The 16,361-nt window shown below is 31.4% G+C and carries 15 protein-coding genes; all 15 read left to right on the forward strand.

Translation table 11 applies throughout. From position 1 onward, the window contains the following. The first annotated feature begins 37 nt into the window (after nucleotides 1-37). On the forward strand, nucleotides 38-496 hold the full coding sequence (gene nrdR / locus DYE58_RS08360) for a transcriptional regulator NrdR (protein ID WP_004821324.1): 459 nt from the start codon (nucleotides 38-40) through the stop codon (nucleotides 494-496). Further along, on the forward strand, nucleotides 496-1,797 hold the full coding sequence (locus tag DYE58_RS08365) for a replication-associated recombination protein A (RefSeq protein ID WP_004821326.1): 1,302 nt from the start codon (nucleotides 496-498) through the stop codon (nucleotides 1,795-1,797). Before nrdR ends, DYE58_RS08365 begins: the two co-directional genes overlap by 1 nt. Before the next feature lie 65 nt (nucleotides 1,798-1,862). Continuing rightward, nucleotides 1,863-3,248: an asparagine--tRNA ligase gene (gene asnS, locus DYE58_RS08370; protein ID WP_115312197.1), complete on the forward strand. Its 1,386-nt coding sequence runs from the start codon at nucleotides 1,863-1,865 to the stop codon at nucleotides 3,246-3,248. Nucleotides 3,249-3,256: 8 nt separating this feature from the next. Further along, the gene (leuS, locus tag DYE58_RS08375) at nucleotides 3,257-5,668 is read left to right on the forward strand and encodes a leucine--tRNA ligase (RefSeq protein WP_004821329.1); all 2,412 of its coding nucleotides are present in this window, start codon (nucleotides 3,257-3,259) and stop codon (nucleotides 5,666-5,668) included. Between the two features lie 171 nt (nucleotides 5,669-5,839). Next, entirely contained in the window at nucleotides 5,840-6,715 is an 876-nt protein-coding gene (locus DYE58_RS08380; protein ID WP_115312198.1) for a YicC/YloC family endoribonuclease, read from the forward strand. A 14-nt stretch (nucleotides 6,716-6,729) separates the two neighbouring features. Then, nucleotides 6,730-7,353, forward strand: a complete 624-nt coding sequence (gene gmk, locus DYE58_RS08385; RefSeq protein ID WP_004821334.1) for a guanylate kinase — start codon at nucleotides 6,730-6,732, stop codon at nucleotides 7,351-7,353. After that, nucleotides 7,350-7,682: a DNA-directed RNA polymerase subunit omega gene (gene rpoZ / locus DYE58_RS08390; protein WP_004821336.1), complete on the forward strand. Its 333-nt coding sequence runs from the start codon at nucleotides 7,350-7,352 to the stop codon at nucleotides 7,680-7,682. Before gmk ends, rpoZ begins: the two co-directional genes overlap by 4 nt. Then, nucleotides 7,666-8,868, forward strand: coding sequence for a bifunctional phosphopantothenoylcysteine decarboxylase/phosphopantothenate--cysteine ligase CoaBC (gene coaBC, locus DYE58_RS08395; protein WP_004821338.1), 1,203 nt, complete (start codon nucleotides 7,666-7,668; stop codon nucleotides 8,866-8,868). The genes rpoZ and coaBC overlap by 17 nt, the downstream gene beginning before the upstream one ends. Nucleotides 8,869-8,900: 32 nt before the next feature. Continuing rightward, the gene (gene priA, locus DYE58_RS08400; protein WP_115312199.1) at nucleotides 8,901-11,240 is read left to right on the forward strand and encodes a primosomal protein N'; all 2,340 of its coding nucleotides are present in this window, start codon (nucleotides 8,901-8,903) and stop codon (nucleotides 11,238-11,240) included. A gap of 4 nt (nucleotides 11,241-11,244) precedes the next feature. After that, nucleotides 11,245-11,730, forward strand: a complete 486-nt coding sequence (gene def / locus DYE58_RS08405) for a peptide deformylase (RefSeq protein WP_004821342.1) — start codon at nucleotides 11,245-11,247, stop codon at nucleotides 11,728-11,730. Between the two features lie 10 nt (nucleotides 11,731-11,740). Then, a complete protein-coding gene (gene fmt / locus DYE58_RS08410; protein WP_245946121.1) occupies nucleotides 11,741-12,649 on the forward strand; it encodes a methionyl-tRNA formyltransferase in 909 nt (302 codons plus the stop codon). A 4-nt stretch (nucleotides 12,650-12,653) separates the two neighbouring features. Continuing rightward, nucleotides 12,654-13,319 carry a zinc metallopeptidase gene (locus DYE58_RS08415; protein ID WP_004821345.1) on the forward strand — a complete coding sequence of 222 codons (666 nt, stop codon included), beginning with the start codon at nucleotides 12,654-12,656 and terminating at the stop codon, nucleotides 13,317-13,319. A gap of 4 nt (nucleotides 13,320-13,323) precedes the next feature. Next, on the forward strand, nucleotides 13,324-14,643 hold the full coding sequence (gene rsmB, locus DYE58_RS08420; protein ID WP_115312200.1) for a 16S rRNA (cytosine(967)-C(5))-methyltransferase RsmB: 1,320 nt from the start codon (nucleotides 13,324-13,326) through the stop codon (nucleotides 14,641-14,643). After that, entirely contained in the window at nucleotides 14,633-15,664 is a 1,032-nt protein-coding gene (gene rlmN / locus DYE58_RS08425) for a dual-specificity RNA methyltransferase RlmN (RefSeq protein WP_004821352.1), read from the forward strand. The genes rsmB and rlmN overlap by 11 nt, the downstream gene beginning before the upstream one ends. Further along, the gene (locus tag DYE58_RS08430) at nucleotides 15,648-16,358 is read left to right on the forward strand and encodes a Stp1/IreP family PP2C-type Ser/Thr phosphatase (RefSeq protein ID WP_004821353.1); all 711 of its coding nucleotides are present in this window, start codon (nucleotides 15,648-15,650) and stop codon (nucleotides 16,356-16,358) included. The genes rlmN and DYE58_RS08430 overlap by 17 nt, the downstream gene beginning before the upstream one ends. The last annotated feature ends 3 nt before the right edge of the window (nucleotides 16,359-16,361 follow it).

Below are 16,361 nucleotides of genomic sequence, written 5' to 3' on the forward strand. Positions count from 1 at the left end.
ATGAGGTCTTTTTTTTAAATAAATTCGGAGGTTAATTATGAAGTGTCCACATTGCGGTTATGGCGATTCAAAAGTTTTAGATTCAAGGCCTACAGATGAAGGTAATGCAATAAGGAGAAGAAGAGAGTGCAATAAGTGTAAAAATAGGTTTACAACATATGAAAAAATAGAAGAAACACCTATTATGGTAATTAAAAAAGATGGCACTCGCGAAACATTTGATGTATCAAAAATAATAAAGGGAATGATTAAGTCTGTAGAAAAAAGGCCTGTTTCTGTAGAAGATATTGAAAAAGCAGCATGGAACATTGAAAGAGAAGTAAATAGTTCATTTAAAGGAGAAATAACTTCGAATGAAATAGGTGATTTAGTAATGAGAGAGCTAAAAGATTTAGATGAGGTTTCCTATATAAGATTTGCATCTGTATATAGACAATTTAAAGATGTTGAGAGCTTTTTTATTGAGTTGGAGGAAATAATAAAGAATAGAAAGTGATGGATTTATTTAGTTTAAATTTAGAAAACAATTTAGAAGATAAACAACCTTTAGCTTCAAAGATGAGACCTAAAAGATTAAAAGACTTTATAGGACAAAAACATTTAGTTGGAAAGGGGAAATATCTTGAAAGAGTAATAAAATCTGATAGAGTTCCATCTATAATATTTTATGGGCCACCAGGAGTTGGCAAGACAACACTTGCAGAAATTATAGCCATAACTACAAATAAACAATTTTTGAGACTTTCAGCAGTTACTTCAAACTTGAAAGAATTGAGAGAAACTTTGGCTACAGCTGAAGACTCTCTAAAATTTGAAAACATTAACTCTATATTATTTATAGATGAAATACACAGATTCAATAAAACTCAGCAAGATGCGCTACTACCATTTGTTGAGAAAGGAATAATAACACTAATAGGAGCAACTACAGAAAATCCATATTTTGAAGTGAATAGAGCTTTGATATCCAGATGTCAAATTTTGAACTTAAATCCATTGTCAGTAGATGAAATCGAAGAGTTGATAAGAGCGACGTTAAAAAAAGAAAAAGCTTTCAATGGTCTTAATCTAGAAATAGATGAAGAAGCGATAAAGTTTTTAGCTGAAGTCTGCTCAGGTGATGCAAGGCTTGCACTTAATTCTTTAGAAATAGCTGTATTTTCCACTGATTCAGTAGATGGAATAGTTCATGTAACAGTTGAGGATGTTGAAAACTGTATTCAAAAGAAAAACTTAGTTTATGATAAAAATGGAAATAATCACTATGATGTAATTTCTGCATTTATAAAATCTGTTAGAGGCTCAGACCCAGATGCAGCTATATTTTATCTGGCAAAGATGCTTGAATCAGGAGAAGACCCAAAATTTATAGCTAGAAGGCTTATTATCTTAGCTTCAGAAGATATATCTAATGCGGATCCAATGGGTTTAGTCTTAGCTAATGCAGCTTTTGATGCAGTCAATGTGATAGGAATGCCTGAATGTAGAATAAATTTAGCTCAAGTAACAACTTATCTTGCTTGTGCGCCTAAGTCGAATGCAGCTTATCTTGCAATAAATGAGGCGCTGGAAGATGTGAAAAAGGGCAATTATAGTGTACCTATGCATTTAAGAGACAGACATTCTCCAAATATAGATGAGAGCAAAAAATATATGTATCCACATAATTATCCTAATGGATATGTTGAACAAAGATATCTTCCAGAAGAGATTAATAAAATTTATTATCGTCCAACAGAGCATGGATATGAAGAAAAATTTAATAGATTTTTATCTAAAATCAGACATTATAAATAGCCCTTAAATTGACAAAATCACGGTATTTGTCTATAATGAAATACATTGTTACGATAGGAGGAAGTATGAAATTAACAGTTAGAGAAGTTTTAAAAAACAGTAAAGATTATTTGAATAAAGAAATTGTAATTGAAGGTTGGATTAAGACAAGTAGAGCATCTAAAAATTTCGGTTTTATAGAACTGAATGACGGCTCATCTTTTTCAAGCCTTCAAATAGTTTATGGTGACGAAGTGGACAACTTCTCAGAAATTGAAAAGTATACTATCAGCTCTTCCTTAAAAATAGAAGGTACTGTAGTTGAAAGCCCAGGGTCAAAACAAAGTATAGAAGTACATGCTAAAAAAGTTACTCCTATTAGTATATCCGAACCAACTTATCCACTTCAAAAGAAAAGACACACTGTGGAATATTTGAGAACTCAAGCACATTTAAGACCTAGAACAAATTTATTCAATGCAGTGTTTAGAGTTAGATCTATAATTGCATATGCAATTCATAAATTTTTCCAAGACAGAGGATTTGTGTACGTTCACACACCAATTATAACTGCATCAGATGCAGAAGGCGCTGGAGAAATGTTCCAAGTTACAACTTTAGATTTAAATGATGTTCCTAAGAAAGAAGGTAAAGTAGATTTTTCTGAAGATTTCTTTTCAAAAGCTACTAATTTAACTGTATCAGGTCAACTTGAAGCAGAAGTTTTTGCAGAAGCCTTTGGAAATGTATATACATTTGGGCCTACATTTAGAGCCGAAAATTCAAATACTCAAAGACACGCTGCAGAGTTTTGGATGATTGAGCCGGAAATTGCATTTGCTGATATTAACGTAAATATGGATATCGCTGAAGAAATGCTTAAATATATAATAAAATATGTTCTTGAAAATGCAGAAGAAGAAATGAATTTCTTTAATAGTTTTGTAGATAAGGGACTTTTAGAAAGACTGGACAATGTAGTCAACTCTGATTTTGGTAGAGTTACTTACACAGAAGCTATAGAAGTTCTTAAGAATTCAAAGACTGAGTTTAAATATCCTGTTGAATGGGGCGTTGATTTACAAACTGAACACGAAAGATATTTAACAGAAGAAGTTTATAAAAAGCCTGTATTCGTTACAAACTACCCTAAGGAAATAAAAGCTTTCTATATGAAAGAAAATGAAGATAAGAAAACAGTAGCGGCAATGGACTTATTAGTTCCAGGAGTTGGAGAAATAATCGGGGGAAGCCAAAGAGAGGACAAGTTAGAAGTCCTAGAAGGAAAAATGAAATCTTTGGGAATGAATTTAGAAGACTATTATTGGTATCTAGACCTTAGAAGATATGGTTCAGTGCCTCACTCAGGATACGGATTAGGATTTGAAAGAGCAGTTATGTATATAACAGGAGTTAAGAATATAAGAGATGTCATACCATTCCCAAGAACGGTAGGAACAGCAGAATTTTAGGAGGAAATATGTCAGTTTATAATCCAAAAGATATTGAAAAGAAATGGCAAGATTTTTGGGACGAACATGATACTTATGTAACAAAAAATGACTATGATAAAGAACCATTCTATGCATTGGTAGAGTTTCCTTATCCGTCAGGACAAGGACTACATGTAGGACATCCAAGACCTTACACAGCACTTGATATAGTTGCAAGAAAGAGAAGATATGAAGGTTATAATGTACTTTATCCAATGGGATGGGATGCATTTGGACTTCCTACAGAAAACTATGCTATAAAGAATAAAATACATCCAGCAAAAGTTACAGCTGATAATGTTGCAAGATTTAAACAACAATTAAAATCTATAGGATTCTCATTTGATTGGTCTAGAGAAATCAACACAACTGACCCAGAATACTATAAATGGACACAATGGATATTCTTACAATTATACAAAAAAGGACTTGCTTATAAACATGAAATGCCTATAAACTGGTGTCCGTCATGTAAAGTAGGGCTTTCTAACGAAGAAGTTATCGGAGGACATTGTGAGAGATGTGGAACTGAAGTAATAAGAAAAGTAAAAAGCCAATGGATGTTGAAAATCACAGAATATGCTGAAAGACTTATCAATGATTTAGACGATGTAGATTACATTGAAAGAGTGAAAACTCAACAAAAAAATTGGATTGGTAGAAGTGAAGGAGCTGAGATCAAATTCCCATTAAAAGATTTGAATTATGAACTTGAAATATTCACTACAAGACCTGATACAATTTTTGGAGCAACATATATGGTTGTTGCACCAGAACATCCATTAATTGAAGAGTTCAAAGATAAATTAGAAAATATAGATGAAATAGAAGCTTATAAAGAAGAAGTTTCAAAGAAATCTGACTTTGAAAGAAGTGAATTAAACCAAGGTAAAACAGGTGTTGAATTAAAGGGAATAAAAGCTATAAATCCTATTTCAAACAGAGAAATACCTATTTGGATATCAGATTACGTGCTTATGACTTATGGAAGCGGAGCTATAATGGCTGTTCCTGCACATGATACACGTGACTTTGAATTTGCTAAAAAATTCGGATTAGAAATAGTTCCGGTTATTGAAGGTGGAAATATTGAAGAAGAAGCTTTCGTAGATACTAACACTGGAATTATGATTAACTCAGGCTTTATGAATGGCTTAAATGTAAAAGAAGCAATTGAAGCCATGTTAAAACACGTCGAAGATAAGGGTATAGGACATAGAAAAGTAAATTATAAGTTAAGAGATTGGGTATTTTCAAGACAACGCTATTGGGGAGAACCAATACCTCTAGTTTATTGTGAAGATTGTGGTTGGGTTCCAGTTCCGGAAGAAGAACTTCCTGTACTTTTACCGGAAGTAGAAAACTATGAACCGACAGATGATGGAGAAAGCCCTCTTTCAAACATAGATTCATGGGTTAATACTACTTGTCCGCATTGTGGAAAACCTGCAAAACGTGAAACAGATACTATGCCACAATGGGCTGGATCTTCTTGGTACTATCTAAGATATACAGACCCTAAAAATGATAAATCATTGGCTGATCCTGAAGCTCTTAAATATTGGACTCCAGTTAATTGGTATAATGGCGGAATGGAACATACAACGCTACACTTACTATATTCAAGATTCTGGCATAAATTCTTATATGATTTAGGAATTGTACCTACTAAAGAACCATATGCTAAGAGAACATCTCATGGTATGATTCTTGGTGGTAATGGTGAAAAGATGTCTAAATCAAGAGGAAATGTAGTAAATCCTGATGAGATAGTTGACCAATATGGCGCAGATACTTTGAGAACTTATGAGATGTTCATAGGGGACTTTGAAAAGAATGCACCTTGGTCAGACAATGGGGTAAAAGGTTCTAGAAGATTTTTAGAAAGAGTTTGGAATCTTCAAGAGCTTTTGACAGACTTAGAAGAATACACACCTGAACTTGAAAAGTCAATTCATAAGACGATTAAGAAAGTATCAGAAGACTATGAACATCTAAAGGCAAACACTGCTATTGCGGCTCTTATGAGTCTAACTAATGAATTTAATAGTTTTGGTAAGATATCAAGAAAAGATTTTAGAACTTTCTTAATGTTGTTAAATCCTGTTGCGCCACATATAACTGAAGAGTTATGGAGTGCAAATAAACTAGGCGGATATTTGAATGAGAGTAAATGGCCTATATATGATAAATCTAAAACCGTTGATGACGAAATAGAAATACCTGTTCAATTCAATGGTAAAGTTAGATACACTGTAAAAATAACTCAGTATGCAACTCAAGATGAAGTAAAAAAAGTAGTTGAAGAAGATGAAAACTATAAGACACAAATAGAAGGAAAACAAGTGATAAAAGAAATCTATGTGCCTAAGAAAATATATAATATAGTTGTAAAATAAAATATTGAGTTCTGCTTATTTGCAGGACCCATATTTAAATTTTAAATAATCTAAGTCTTGTTGCTAAAAAAAGTAAGAGGGTCTTTGAGATTCTCTTATTTTTTTGTAACTTTATAACTAATATGGCATAAAAGTCTCATGTGAGTTATAATTGTTAAAATGAGGTGAACTATGAGAAGTATGACCGGATACGGAGTTGGAAGAATTGAAAATGAAAACTACGATTTGAAAGTTGAAATAAGGTCGGTGAATAGTAGGTTTACTGATATAAATATACGACTTCCTAAAATTATATTTAATCTTGAAGAATCAGTTAGGAAGAGTATAAAAGAAAGAATTTCAAGAGGGAAATTGGATGTTTATATAAATTTAAATATATATAATTCTGACAACATGAAAGTAAAGGCTAACTTAGAACTTGCAAGAAACTATCATAGTGCTTTAAGTTCCCTAAGTGAAGAATTTGACATTCAAAAACCTATTGGGCTTAGTGATTTATATTTAAGAGAAGGTGTACTTGAAGTACATCAAGTTGAAAATGACTCAACTTTCTACAAGGAATCTATTCTTGAAACGACCAAAATAGCAATAGATACTTTGATAGAGATGAGAGAAGAAGAAGGAAAGAATTTAAAAGAGATACTTAAAAAAGATAAATCTATCCTTTATAAAATGGTTTGTGATGCAGAAGAAAGAGCGCCTAAAGTTATAGAAGAGAACTTAAAGAAAATTGAAGATAAAATAAAATCTATCATAAGTGAAGAAAAGTTAGACATTCAAAGGCTCACTACTGAAGTAACTATAATGGCGGACAAGTTAGCAATAGATGAAGAAATAGGAAGGCTTTTTTCACATCTTTCACAATTTGATAGTATAATAGAATCTAATGAGCCGGTGGGTAGAAAACTCGACTTTTTAGTTCAAGAGATTAATAGAGAAATTAATACTATAGGGTCTAAATCTACAAATGTTGAAATTTTAAGTCTAGTAGTAGATATGAAATCACAAGTAGAGAAATTAAGAGAACAAATTCAAAATATAGAATAGAGGGGAGTGGTCTTTTGTCAGCAGGATTTTTATTAGTATTATCAGGTCCTTCAGGTAGTGGTAAAGGAACAGTTAGTCAAGCTTTAATGGAGAAAAATGACAAGATATCTTTTTCAACATCAGTGACTACTAGGACACCTAGACCTAACGAAGTAAATGGAGAAAATTATTTCTTCACTACAATTGAAGAATTTGAAAACATGGTTGAGCAAGATGAATTATTAGAATATGCCTTTGTTCATACCAACTATTATGGAACTCCAAAAAAGTTTGTATTTGATGAAATAGAAAAGGGTGAAATTGTATTACTTGAAATAGATGTTCAAGGAGCTCTACAAATTAAGAAAAGATATAAGGAAGCTGTATTTATTTTTCTTTTACCACCAACAATGGATGAATTGAAGTCTAGACTTATAAAGAGAGATACGGAAACGGAAGAGGAAATTAATACACGTTTTAAAAATGCTTTTAAAGAACTTGACTTTGTTGGAGAATATGACTATTTTGTAGTTAATAATAAAGTTGAAAATGCAGTAAAAGATATAGAAAACATAATTGAAGCTGAAAAGTTGAGGGTAAAACGTCATAAAGATATTAAAGCGGAAGTTATGTCAGAAAGAGGAGGAAATAAGGAATGAACATTCCTTCATTTAATGAATTAAGAAAAATATCAAGCAGTAGATATGGACTTGTAATGTTAGTTTCTAAAAGGTCTAGAAAAATAGTGGATGGAAATGAACCACTAATAAAAACTGAACATGAAAAACCGGTTTCTATTGCAATAGAAGAAATTATAGATGGTGCTGTGAAATTTGGAAAACCAATGAGTGATAAAGAATATTCACAAAAAATAGCAGCGCAAAGAGAGGCTAAGTTAAATAGTCTAAAGAATAATGATGAATCAGATGTTGAAGCAAGTATAGAAATTGAAACAACTGGAGAAGATTTAATTGGATCTCAAGGATAAAAATATATTATTAGGTGTGACTGGAGGGATTGCAGCATATAAATCTCCAGAAATAGTAAGCATATTAAAGAAAAATGGAGCTAATGTAAAAGTTGTAATGACGGAGTCCGCCATAGAGTTTGTAACTCCCCTAACTTTTCAGACAATGTCAAATAATGTTGTGCACTATAAGATGTTTGAACAATTATCAAATATGGATGTAGAACATATATCTTTGGCAAAATGGGCAGATATGATTGTTGTTGCTCCTGCAAGTGCAAACACGATTGCAAAATTTGCTATGGGAATGGCAGATAATTTATTGACTACTGTACTAAGTGCGAGTAGATCAAAAATTATGATAGTTCCAGCAATGAATACTTATATGTTAAATTCAGTAGCAAATGTTGAAAATATGAATAAATTAAAAAATCGTGGAGTAATTGTAACACAGACACTACACGATTTGCTTGCATGCAATGATATTGGCGATGGGAAGATGTTAGAACCATCACAAATTGTAGACTTGATAGATTTTCATTTAACTGAGAAAGATTTAGAAGGATATAATTTTGTCATTACAGCAGGACCAACTCAAGAGTCTATAGACCCAGTTAGATTTATATCAAATCATTCAAGTGGGAAAATGGGATATGAATTGGCGAAGGCAGCCACTAAAAGAGGTGCCAATGTAACTTTGATTTCAGGTCCTACAAATTTAACAATACCTAATGTTGATAAGTTTGTATCAGTACTTAGTACACAAGATATGTATAATGCAGTAGAGGAATATTTTAAAAAAACTGATGTGTTGATAAAAGCAGCAGCTCCGGCTGATTTTAAACCTAAAAATTATAGTCAAGAAAAGTTGAAAAAAACTGATGCGAACATGAATTCAATAGAGCTTGTTCCAAATACTGACATAGCGAAACATTTCGGGGCGATAAAAACGAAACAAGTTATAGTTGGGTTTGCAGCAGAGTCAAGAGATGAACTCAACTATGGATTAAAAAAATTAGAGTCTAAAAATTTTGATATGATTGTTATAAATAATATAACTCAAGAAAATGCGGGCTTTAAGAAAGATATAAATACCGTAAAAATAGTCGATAGAAATAAAAATATTACTGAGCCGGGAACAATGCCTAAAGAGCAGCTTTCCCATGTGATATTAGACAAAGTATTAGAATTTTTAAAAGCAAGATAATTTCTTGCTTTTTTTATGATGTTGAGGTTTAAATGAAATTTGTAGAAGTTTTCATAAAGAATAATATATCCAAAATAGACATTTTGTATACATACTCCACTGATTTTGATTTAAAACCGGGGATGAGAGTTTTAGTGCCATTTGGGCAAGGAAATTCAACAAAAGTTGCAATGGTTTTAAAAGTTTTAAATTCATGTGAGAGTGAATATAAAATAAAAAAGGTATTAAGACAAATCGATTATGAACCAATTTTAACGGAAGATTTGATTCAATTAGGGTTCTATATGAATGAAAGATATCTAACAAGTTTTAACCGAAGTTTTGCTCCCATTATGCCTCCTGGAGATTTTAAAACAGTGAGGACAAAATTTAAAATACTCTCAAAAGAAGGTTTATCTGAAGAAGAGATATTAAAATTAGATGATTTAGAAAATCAGAGTAAAAATTTTATCTCTACGATGATAGAACTTAAAAAGATAAAAACTGAAGTCTTGGTTGATACTGAAAGTGGAGTTAAAACTCAAATATTCATAGAGCTTGAAGAAGATTACTTGGATAAAATATCTGATGAGAATTTCAAACTCACAGACAAACAATCTGCAGTAATAAAATATCTATCTAAAAATGGAAGTGTAAAACAATCTGAGTTGTTAGCTGACTTGAAAATTTCAAATTCACCAGTAAAGTCATTACAGAGTAAAAATTTAATAAGACTAGTTGATAGAGAAGTATATAGAGATTTAAGAAAATTTAAGGACTATAGAGCTCATACACTTAATATAGAGCAATTGAGTGCCGTGGAAGGTGTTTTAAGCACTAATAAGACTGTATCTCTTCTACATGGGATGACAGGAAGTGGGAAAACTGAAGTATATCTTAAATTAGCTGAGAATATTGTAAAGAGAAATGGACAAGTCATTATGTTAGTGCCTGAAATAGGGCTGACTCCTCAAATGATAGAAAGATTTTTAGGTAGATTTAAAGATAGAGTTGCAGTCATTCATTCGAAATTATCAAGGGGGGAGAGATATGATGCGTGGCGTAAGATAAAGAATTCAGAAGTTGATATAGTTGTTGGTGCAAGGTCAGCGGTGTTCGCTCCGTTTGAAAATTTAAAGCTTATAATAATAGATGAAGAACACGACAACTCTTACAGATTTCATAATTCTCTTAGATATGACACGATTGAAATAGCTAAGAAGAGAATGGAGTTATTAAAAGGGAAAGTTGTTTTGGGAAGTGCGACTCCTGATGTAACAAGTTATTTTAAAGCTAAAGAAGGCGAATATAATTTACTAACTTTGAATAAAAGAGCTGTAACAGGGGCAAAGTTACCTGAAATAGAAATAGTAGATATGAGGGAAGAACTTTTAAATGGAAATATTTCTATTTTTAGTGAAAGTCTTAAAAGGAAACTTGAAAATACAATGAATCAAAACAAACAGGCAATACTATTTTTAAACAGACGTGGTTTTTCTCACTTCATATCTTGCAGAAGTTGTGGACATGTAATAAATTGTGATAACTGTGATATCTCAATGACATATCATAAATCGATTAATAGATTGAGATGTCATTATTGTGGAGAAACAAAGCCTGTTCCAAAAGTTTGCCCTAATTGTGGAAGTAAGTACATAAAGCAATTTGGAATAGGAACGCAAAAAGTTGAAGAAGAGTGTCAAAAGCTCTTTCCTGATAAAAAAATAATAAGAATGGATAGAGATACAACAACTAAGAAGGATTCATATGAATCTTTTTATAAAATGATGAAGAATGGAGAAGCTGATATTCTCATAGGAACTCAAATGTTGGCTAAAGGATTGGATTTTGAAAATGTAACTCTTGTTGGAGTTATAGCTGCTGATTTATCACTTCATATTTCAGATTATAAAGCTGAAGAAAGCACATTTGACCTTCTAACGCAAGTAGCAGGTAGGGCAGGCAGGTCAGTAGATCAAGGATATGTAGTAGTACAGACTTATTCACCTGATAATTATTCTATAAAATATTCAGCAAGTTCTGATTATGGAGAATTTTATAAGAAAGAAATAGAAAATAGAAAATTGTATGATTATCCACCGTTTGTTGAAATGATAAATATATATTTTTTATCAGAAGTGAATCCAAGTTTAGAAAAATTTGCTCATGAAATTTTAATGGATATAGGAAGTAAAATAGTCGGTTATGAAGTACAATATAGTAGAGTAATATCAATGCCTAAAATTAAAAATGTACACAAGGTTAAATTTACTTTAAAAGTGGAACCTGAAAGCGTAGATGAGTTATCTAAACAGATAAAAAGGGTATTAGATGAACATAAAAATGAAAGTGAACGTTTAAATATATATATAGATGTAGAATTTAAGAGGTGATTTAATGGCGATTAGAAATGTTAGAATAGATGGAGATCCGATTTTGAGAAAAAAATCAAAGGAAGTTAGTGAAATAACACCAAAAGTTAAAGAATTGATAAGCGATATGTATGATACAATGTATCGCGAAAATGGTGTGGGGATAGCAGCTGTTCAAGTTGGAATTTTAAAGAGAATAGTAGTTATAGATGATAGGGAAGAAAATAGGTTAACTTTAATAAATCCAGTTATAAAAAATTCTAAAGGAGAGCAAGTTGGGATGGAAGGTTGTTTATCAATTCCAAAAAAACAAGGGAAAGTTAAGAGATATAGCGAACTTGAACTTGAGTATATGGATGAAGATGGCAATAAAAATGAAATTATAGCAAGTGAATTTTTAGCTACAGTGATACAACACGAGCTAGACCATTTAGATGGAATTTTATATTCTGACAGAGCAGAAGAGATGTTTGATTTAGATGATTTAGAAGATATAAGTGAGGAAGAGTAATTTGAAGATAGTGTTTATGGGTACACCTGAATTCTCTGTGATGCCTCTTGAGGCGATTAATAAACACCATGATGTGAAGTTAGTTGTAACTCAAGAAGATAGAAAAAAAGGAAGAGGAAAAAAACTATTACCACCCGAAGTTAAGATAAGTGCAGAAAATTTAGGACTAAAAGTTTATCAACCTGAAGATATAAACAGTGAAGAAGCTATTGAAGTGTTGAGAAGTGTAGAGGCTGATGTGTTTGTAGTAGTTGCGTATGGACAAATTCTTAGAAAAGAAATACTTGAAATGCCAAAGTATGGTTGCATAAATATACACGCTTCGTTACTTCCAAGATTCAGAGGGGCAGCACCTATAAATAGAGCTATAATTGATGGCGATATTGAAACAGGTATATCAATTATGAAAATGAACAAGGGTCTTGATACAGGTGATGTTGCATTATCAGAATCTATGTCTATAGAAAATTTGAATTCAGAAGAATTGAGTGCGGAACTTTCTAAGTTGGGTTCAAAACTAATTTTAAAATTTTTATTAGACTTGGAGAATGGAAATATAAATTACACTCCTCAAGACGAGTCAATTTCAACTTACGCAGAAAAGATAACAAAAGAAACAGCTAATATAGACTTCAACACAATGAATACTTTTCAAATTGAAAGATTAGTTAGAGGTATGGTAGATAGAGGCGGAGCTTTTACTACATACAAAGGAGAAAGATTAAAAATATTTAAAGTGGAAAAGGCAGAAAATGTATATGGTAAAATAGCAGGAGAATTATTAGATGATTTAAAGGTTAAGACTATTGATGGAGTAATACGGATAACAGAACTTCAGATGCCAAATAAAAAGAGAATGGATTCAAAGAGTTTTATGTTGGGAAATAGTCTTGAAAAAGGGATTGTATTAGGAGGTTGATTTTTTGTACGGATATAATTATTTAGTTTATATAATGCCGGCGATACTGCTTACGTTGTTTGCTCAATACAAAGTTAAAAAAGCATACTCTGAATATTCCAAAATTGATTCAGGAACGGGAATGACAGGAGCGGAAGTTGCCAAGAGTATATTACAAAGTCATGGATTATACGACGTTAGAATAAATAGAGTATCTGGGAATTTAACGGATCATTATAATCCACAGACAAGAGAATTAAATCTATCTGATGGAGTATATTCAAAAAAAAGTATAGCATCTCTTGGAATTGCAGCACATGAAGTAGGTCATGCCATACAACATCAAGAAGGATATTCTCCTTTAAAACTTAGAAGTGTTTTAATTCCAATGGCTAATATAGGCTCAAATTTTGGTATATATATGGTAATCATGGGAATGATTTTTTCAAGAGTTTTAGTTAATGTTGGAATAGTATTTTTTGCTGCGTCAGTTGCATTCACTATAATTACACTACCTGTTGAATTTGATGCTTCAAGAAGAGCACAAATAGAATTAGAAAATTATATGAGTCAAGAGGCTCTTGCCGGTTCGAGAAAAGTTTTAAGTGCAGCTGCACTTACTTATGTAGCTTCAACAGTTATGGCAGTTCTTCAACTGTTGAGATTGTTGAGTATTTCGAGGGATAGATAGAATAATGAAAGATATTAGAAGAAAGGCGCTCTCTATAATTGACAATGTCCTTTATAAAGGGGCCTTTTTAAATGAAGAACTTTTAATAGCATATAATTTTAGAGATGATATTAGAGATTACAATTTATTAACTCAAATAACAACAGGGGTAGTTAAAAATAGATTGTTGTTAGAATATGTAATAAGGAAAAATTCAAAGATTAGAATAAAAAAAATACATAAGACTATTTTAAATATTCTTATGATAGGAATTTATCAAATTTTATTTTTAGACAAAGTACCGAATTATTCAGTGGTTGATGAATCTGTAAAACTTGCCAAAATATATGGCAATAAAGGCTCTATAGGATTTACAAATGCGATACTTAGAAACATATCAAACTCAAAAGAAAAGATAATACAGTCTGCATTTTATACTGAGGAAATTGAAAATGTGGCGGAGAAGTTTTCTATACTCTACTCACATCCGATAGAGTATGTTCAAAGTTTATTAAAAGAATATGATGAAATTTTTGTGAAATCTCTTTTAATGGCTAATAATGAAAAGCCACCTTTTACAATAAGGGTAAATACTAATCTAATAGACAGAGAATCGTTGAAAAAAGATTTGGAAAATCAAGGATATATAGTAGACAAGACAAAGATGTCAGAATATGGACTTTCAATTGAAAATCCAAGCGGTATCATAGATACAAAAAATTTCAAACAAGGACAATTTTATGTTCAGGATGAAGCATCAATTTTAGCTGTTGAGCTATCAGATTATAAGGCGGAAGATATTTTAGATTTGTGCTCAGCACCGGGTGGGAAATCTATAAATGCAAAACTTTTGAATCCAAATGCTACTATAGTTTCTTGTGATATATCAGACAAGAAAGTATCTCTTGTAGGCGAAAATTTTATAAGATTAAACCTTAGAACGAATGGAATAATAAAAAATGACGCTACAATATATAATAAGAATTTAGAAAACAAATTTGATTTAGTTATTGTAGATGCTCCTTGCTCAGGCTTGGGGTTGATAAGAAGAAAACCTGAAATAAAATGGAATAGAAGTTTAGAAAATATTAAAGGTTTATCAAAGATTCAAAGTGATATACTAAAAAATGCAGCAAGATATGTTAAAATTAAAGGTATGATAATATATTCAACTTGTACTATCACAAGTGAAGAGAATGAAGATGTTATCTTGGAATTTTTAAAAGAAAATCCAAACTTTGAAGTACTTAAGACAATGGATAGAGAAACTTTAAAATTGTATCCTAATGTTCAAGGAACAGATGGTTTCGCTATCACTAGATTGGTAAAGATAAATGAAAATTAATAATATGACACTAAAAGAGCTTGAGGATTGGATAGTTGAGAAAAAATATCCAAAGTTTCGAGCAAAACAACTATACACTTTTTTTAATAAAAACAAGAGAATAGACATTGAAAATTCAAATCTACCCAAAGATATTATATCGGAAATTGGAAGTTTAGATATTGCAGAAATAGAATGTGAATTTTCTTCTAAACTAGATGATACTAAAAAATATTTATTTAAGCTGAGTGATGGAAATTTAGTAGAAGGAGTTTTGATGAAGTATAAGCATGGCTATTCACAATGTATATCCACTCAAGTTGGGTGTAGAATGGGTTGCGTATTTTGCGCTTCAACAAAGGCAGGACTCATAAGAAATTTAACTCCGGCAGAGATGTTAAGACAAGTATATAGCGTTGAAAATAAATTGGGAATAAGAGTTTCCAATATAATTTTGATGGGAAGCGGAGAACCTTTGGATAATTATGAAAATACATTAAAATTTTTAAAAATTCTTCATTCAGAAGAAGGACACAACATGAGTTATAGAAATATGACTATTTCAACTTGTGGCATAGTGGATAGAATATATGATTTAGCAAAGGAAAACTTACCGATTACATTGGCTATATCTTTACACAGTCCAAATGATGACACGAGGTCTAAAGTGCTTCCGGTAAATAGAAAGTATAATTTAAAAAGCCTAATTGAGGCTTGTAAGTATTATTCAGATGAAAATAATAGTAGAATAACTTTTGAATACACACTTATTAGTGGAGAAAATTCGTCTATATCAGATGCTTACGAACTATTTAATTTATTAAAGGGATTTAAATATCATATAAATTTAATTCCTTTGAATTCAATAGAAGAGTATCATAAAGGTAGACCGTCAGCTGAAGAAATAGATATGTTTAAGTACAAACTCATATCTTATGGAGCAGAAGTAACTGTAAGAAGAGAACTTGGTAGAGATATAAGTGCATCATGCGGACAACTGAGAAGGAAGTATGAAGGTGGTATTAATGAAGTTTGTTCATAGAACTCATAAGGGGAACATTAGAGAAATAAACGAAGATTTTTATTATGTTCCATATGAGAATGGAAATTTATTTATTTTGGCAGACGGAATGGGAGGTCATTTAGCCGGAGAAACGGCATCTAGGATGGCTGTTGAAACGGTTGTTGAAGAGTTAAGTGGTGAATTTAAAACTTCCGATGAGCTCGTCACCAAAATAAAAGAAGCAGTTAAAATTGCTAATGAAGTTGTTTACAAAAAATCCTTAGAAGATTTAAATTTAAGAGGAATGGGAACAACTATTAGCATAGGGTATATATATCAAGGTAAATTTTACTATACAAATGTCGGAGATAGCAGAATTTATAAAATAGCCGAAGAAATTGAACAAGTAACCAAAGATGATTCCTTTGTAAATTACTTAGTAGAAATAGGAGAAATAACAGAGGAAGAAGCAAAACAACACCCTAAGAAAAATGTTATAACAAGGGCGATTGGAACTGCTGAAGATTTGAATGCTGAAGTTAAGAATTTTGATTTAGCAACTGGAGAAATACTTATGTGTTCAGATGGTTTGTCTAATATGGTTTCAAATGAAGAAATATTAGAAGTTTTAAAGAATTCTGAGATGAAAAATTGGGGAGATAATCTCTTAAGTAAAGCTCTTGATGCAGGCGGAATGGATAATATTACATTTATTATTATAGAAATTGAGTAGGTG

This window comes from Peptoniphilus indolicus (assembly GCF_900454665.1).
In the GTDB taxonomy this organism is placed as follows: domain Bacteria; phylum Bacillota; class Clostridia; order Tissierellales; family Peptoniphilaceae; genus Peptoniphilus; species Peptoniphilus indolicus.

What these genes read in the sequence shown, in the direction of transcription:
- nrdR (WP_004821324.1), top strand. Translation starts at nt 38, where the DNA reads ATGAAGTGTCCACATTGCGGTTATGGCGATTCAAAAGTTTTAGATTCA.
- DYE58_RS08365 (WP_004821326.1), top strand. Translation starts at nt 496, where the DNA reads ATGGATTTATTTAGTTTAAATTTAGAAAACAATTTAGAAGATAAACAA.
- asnS (WP_115312197.1), top strand. Translation starts at nt 1,863, where the DNA reads ATGAAATTAACAGTTAGAGAAGTTTTAAAAAACAGTAAAGATTATTTG.
- leuS (WP_004821329.1), top strand. Translation starts at nt 3,257, where the DNA reads ATGTCAGTTTATAATCCAAAAGATATTGAAAAGAAATGGCAAGATTTT.
- DYE58_RS08380 (WP_115312198.1), top strand. Translation starts at nt 5,840, where the DNA reads ATGAGAAGTATGACCGGATACGGAGTTGGAAGAATTGAAAATGAAAAC.
- rpoZ (WP_004821336.1), top strand. Translation starts at nt 7,350, where the DNA reads ATGAACATTCCTTCATTTAATGAATTAAGAAAAATATCAAGCAGTAGA.
- priA (WP_115312199.1), top strand. Translation starts at nt 8,901, where the DNA reads ATGAAATTTGTAGAAGTTTTCATAAAGAATAATATATCCAAAATAGAC.
- def (WP_004821342.1), top strand. Translation starts at nt 11,245, where the DNA reads ATGGCGATTAGAAATGTTAGAATAGATGGAGATCCGATTTTGAGAAAA.
- rsmB (WP_115312200.1), top strand. Translation starts at nt 13,324, where the DNA reads ATGAAAGATATTAGAAGAAAGGCGCTCTCTATAATTGACAATGTCCTT.
- rlmN (WP_004821352.1), top strand. Translation starts at nt 14,633, where the DNA reads ATGAAAATTAATAATATGACACTAAAAGAGCTTGAGGATTGGATAGTT.
- DYE58_RS08430 (WP_004821353.1), top strand. Translation starts at nt 15,648, where the DNA reads ATGAAGTTTGTTCATAGAACTCATAAGGGGAACATTAGAGAAATAAAC.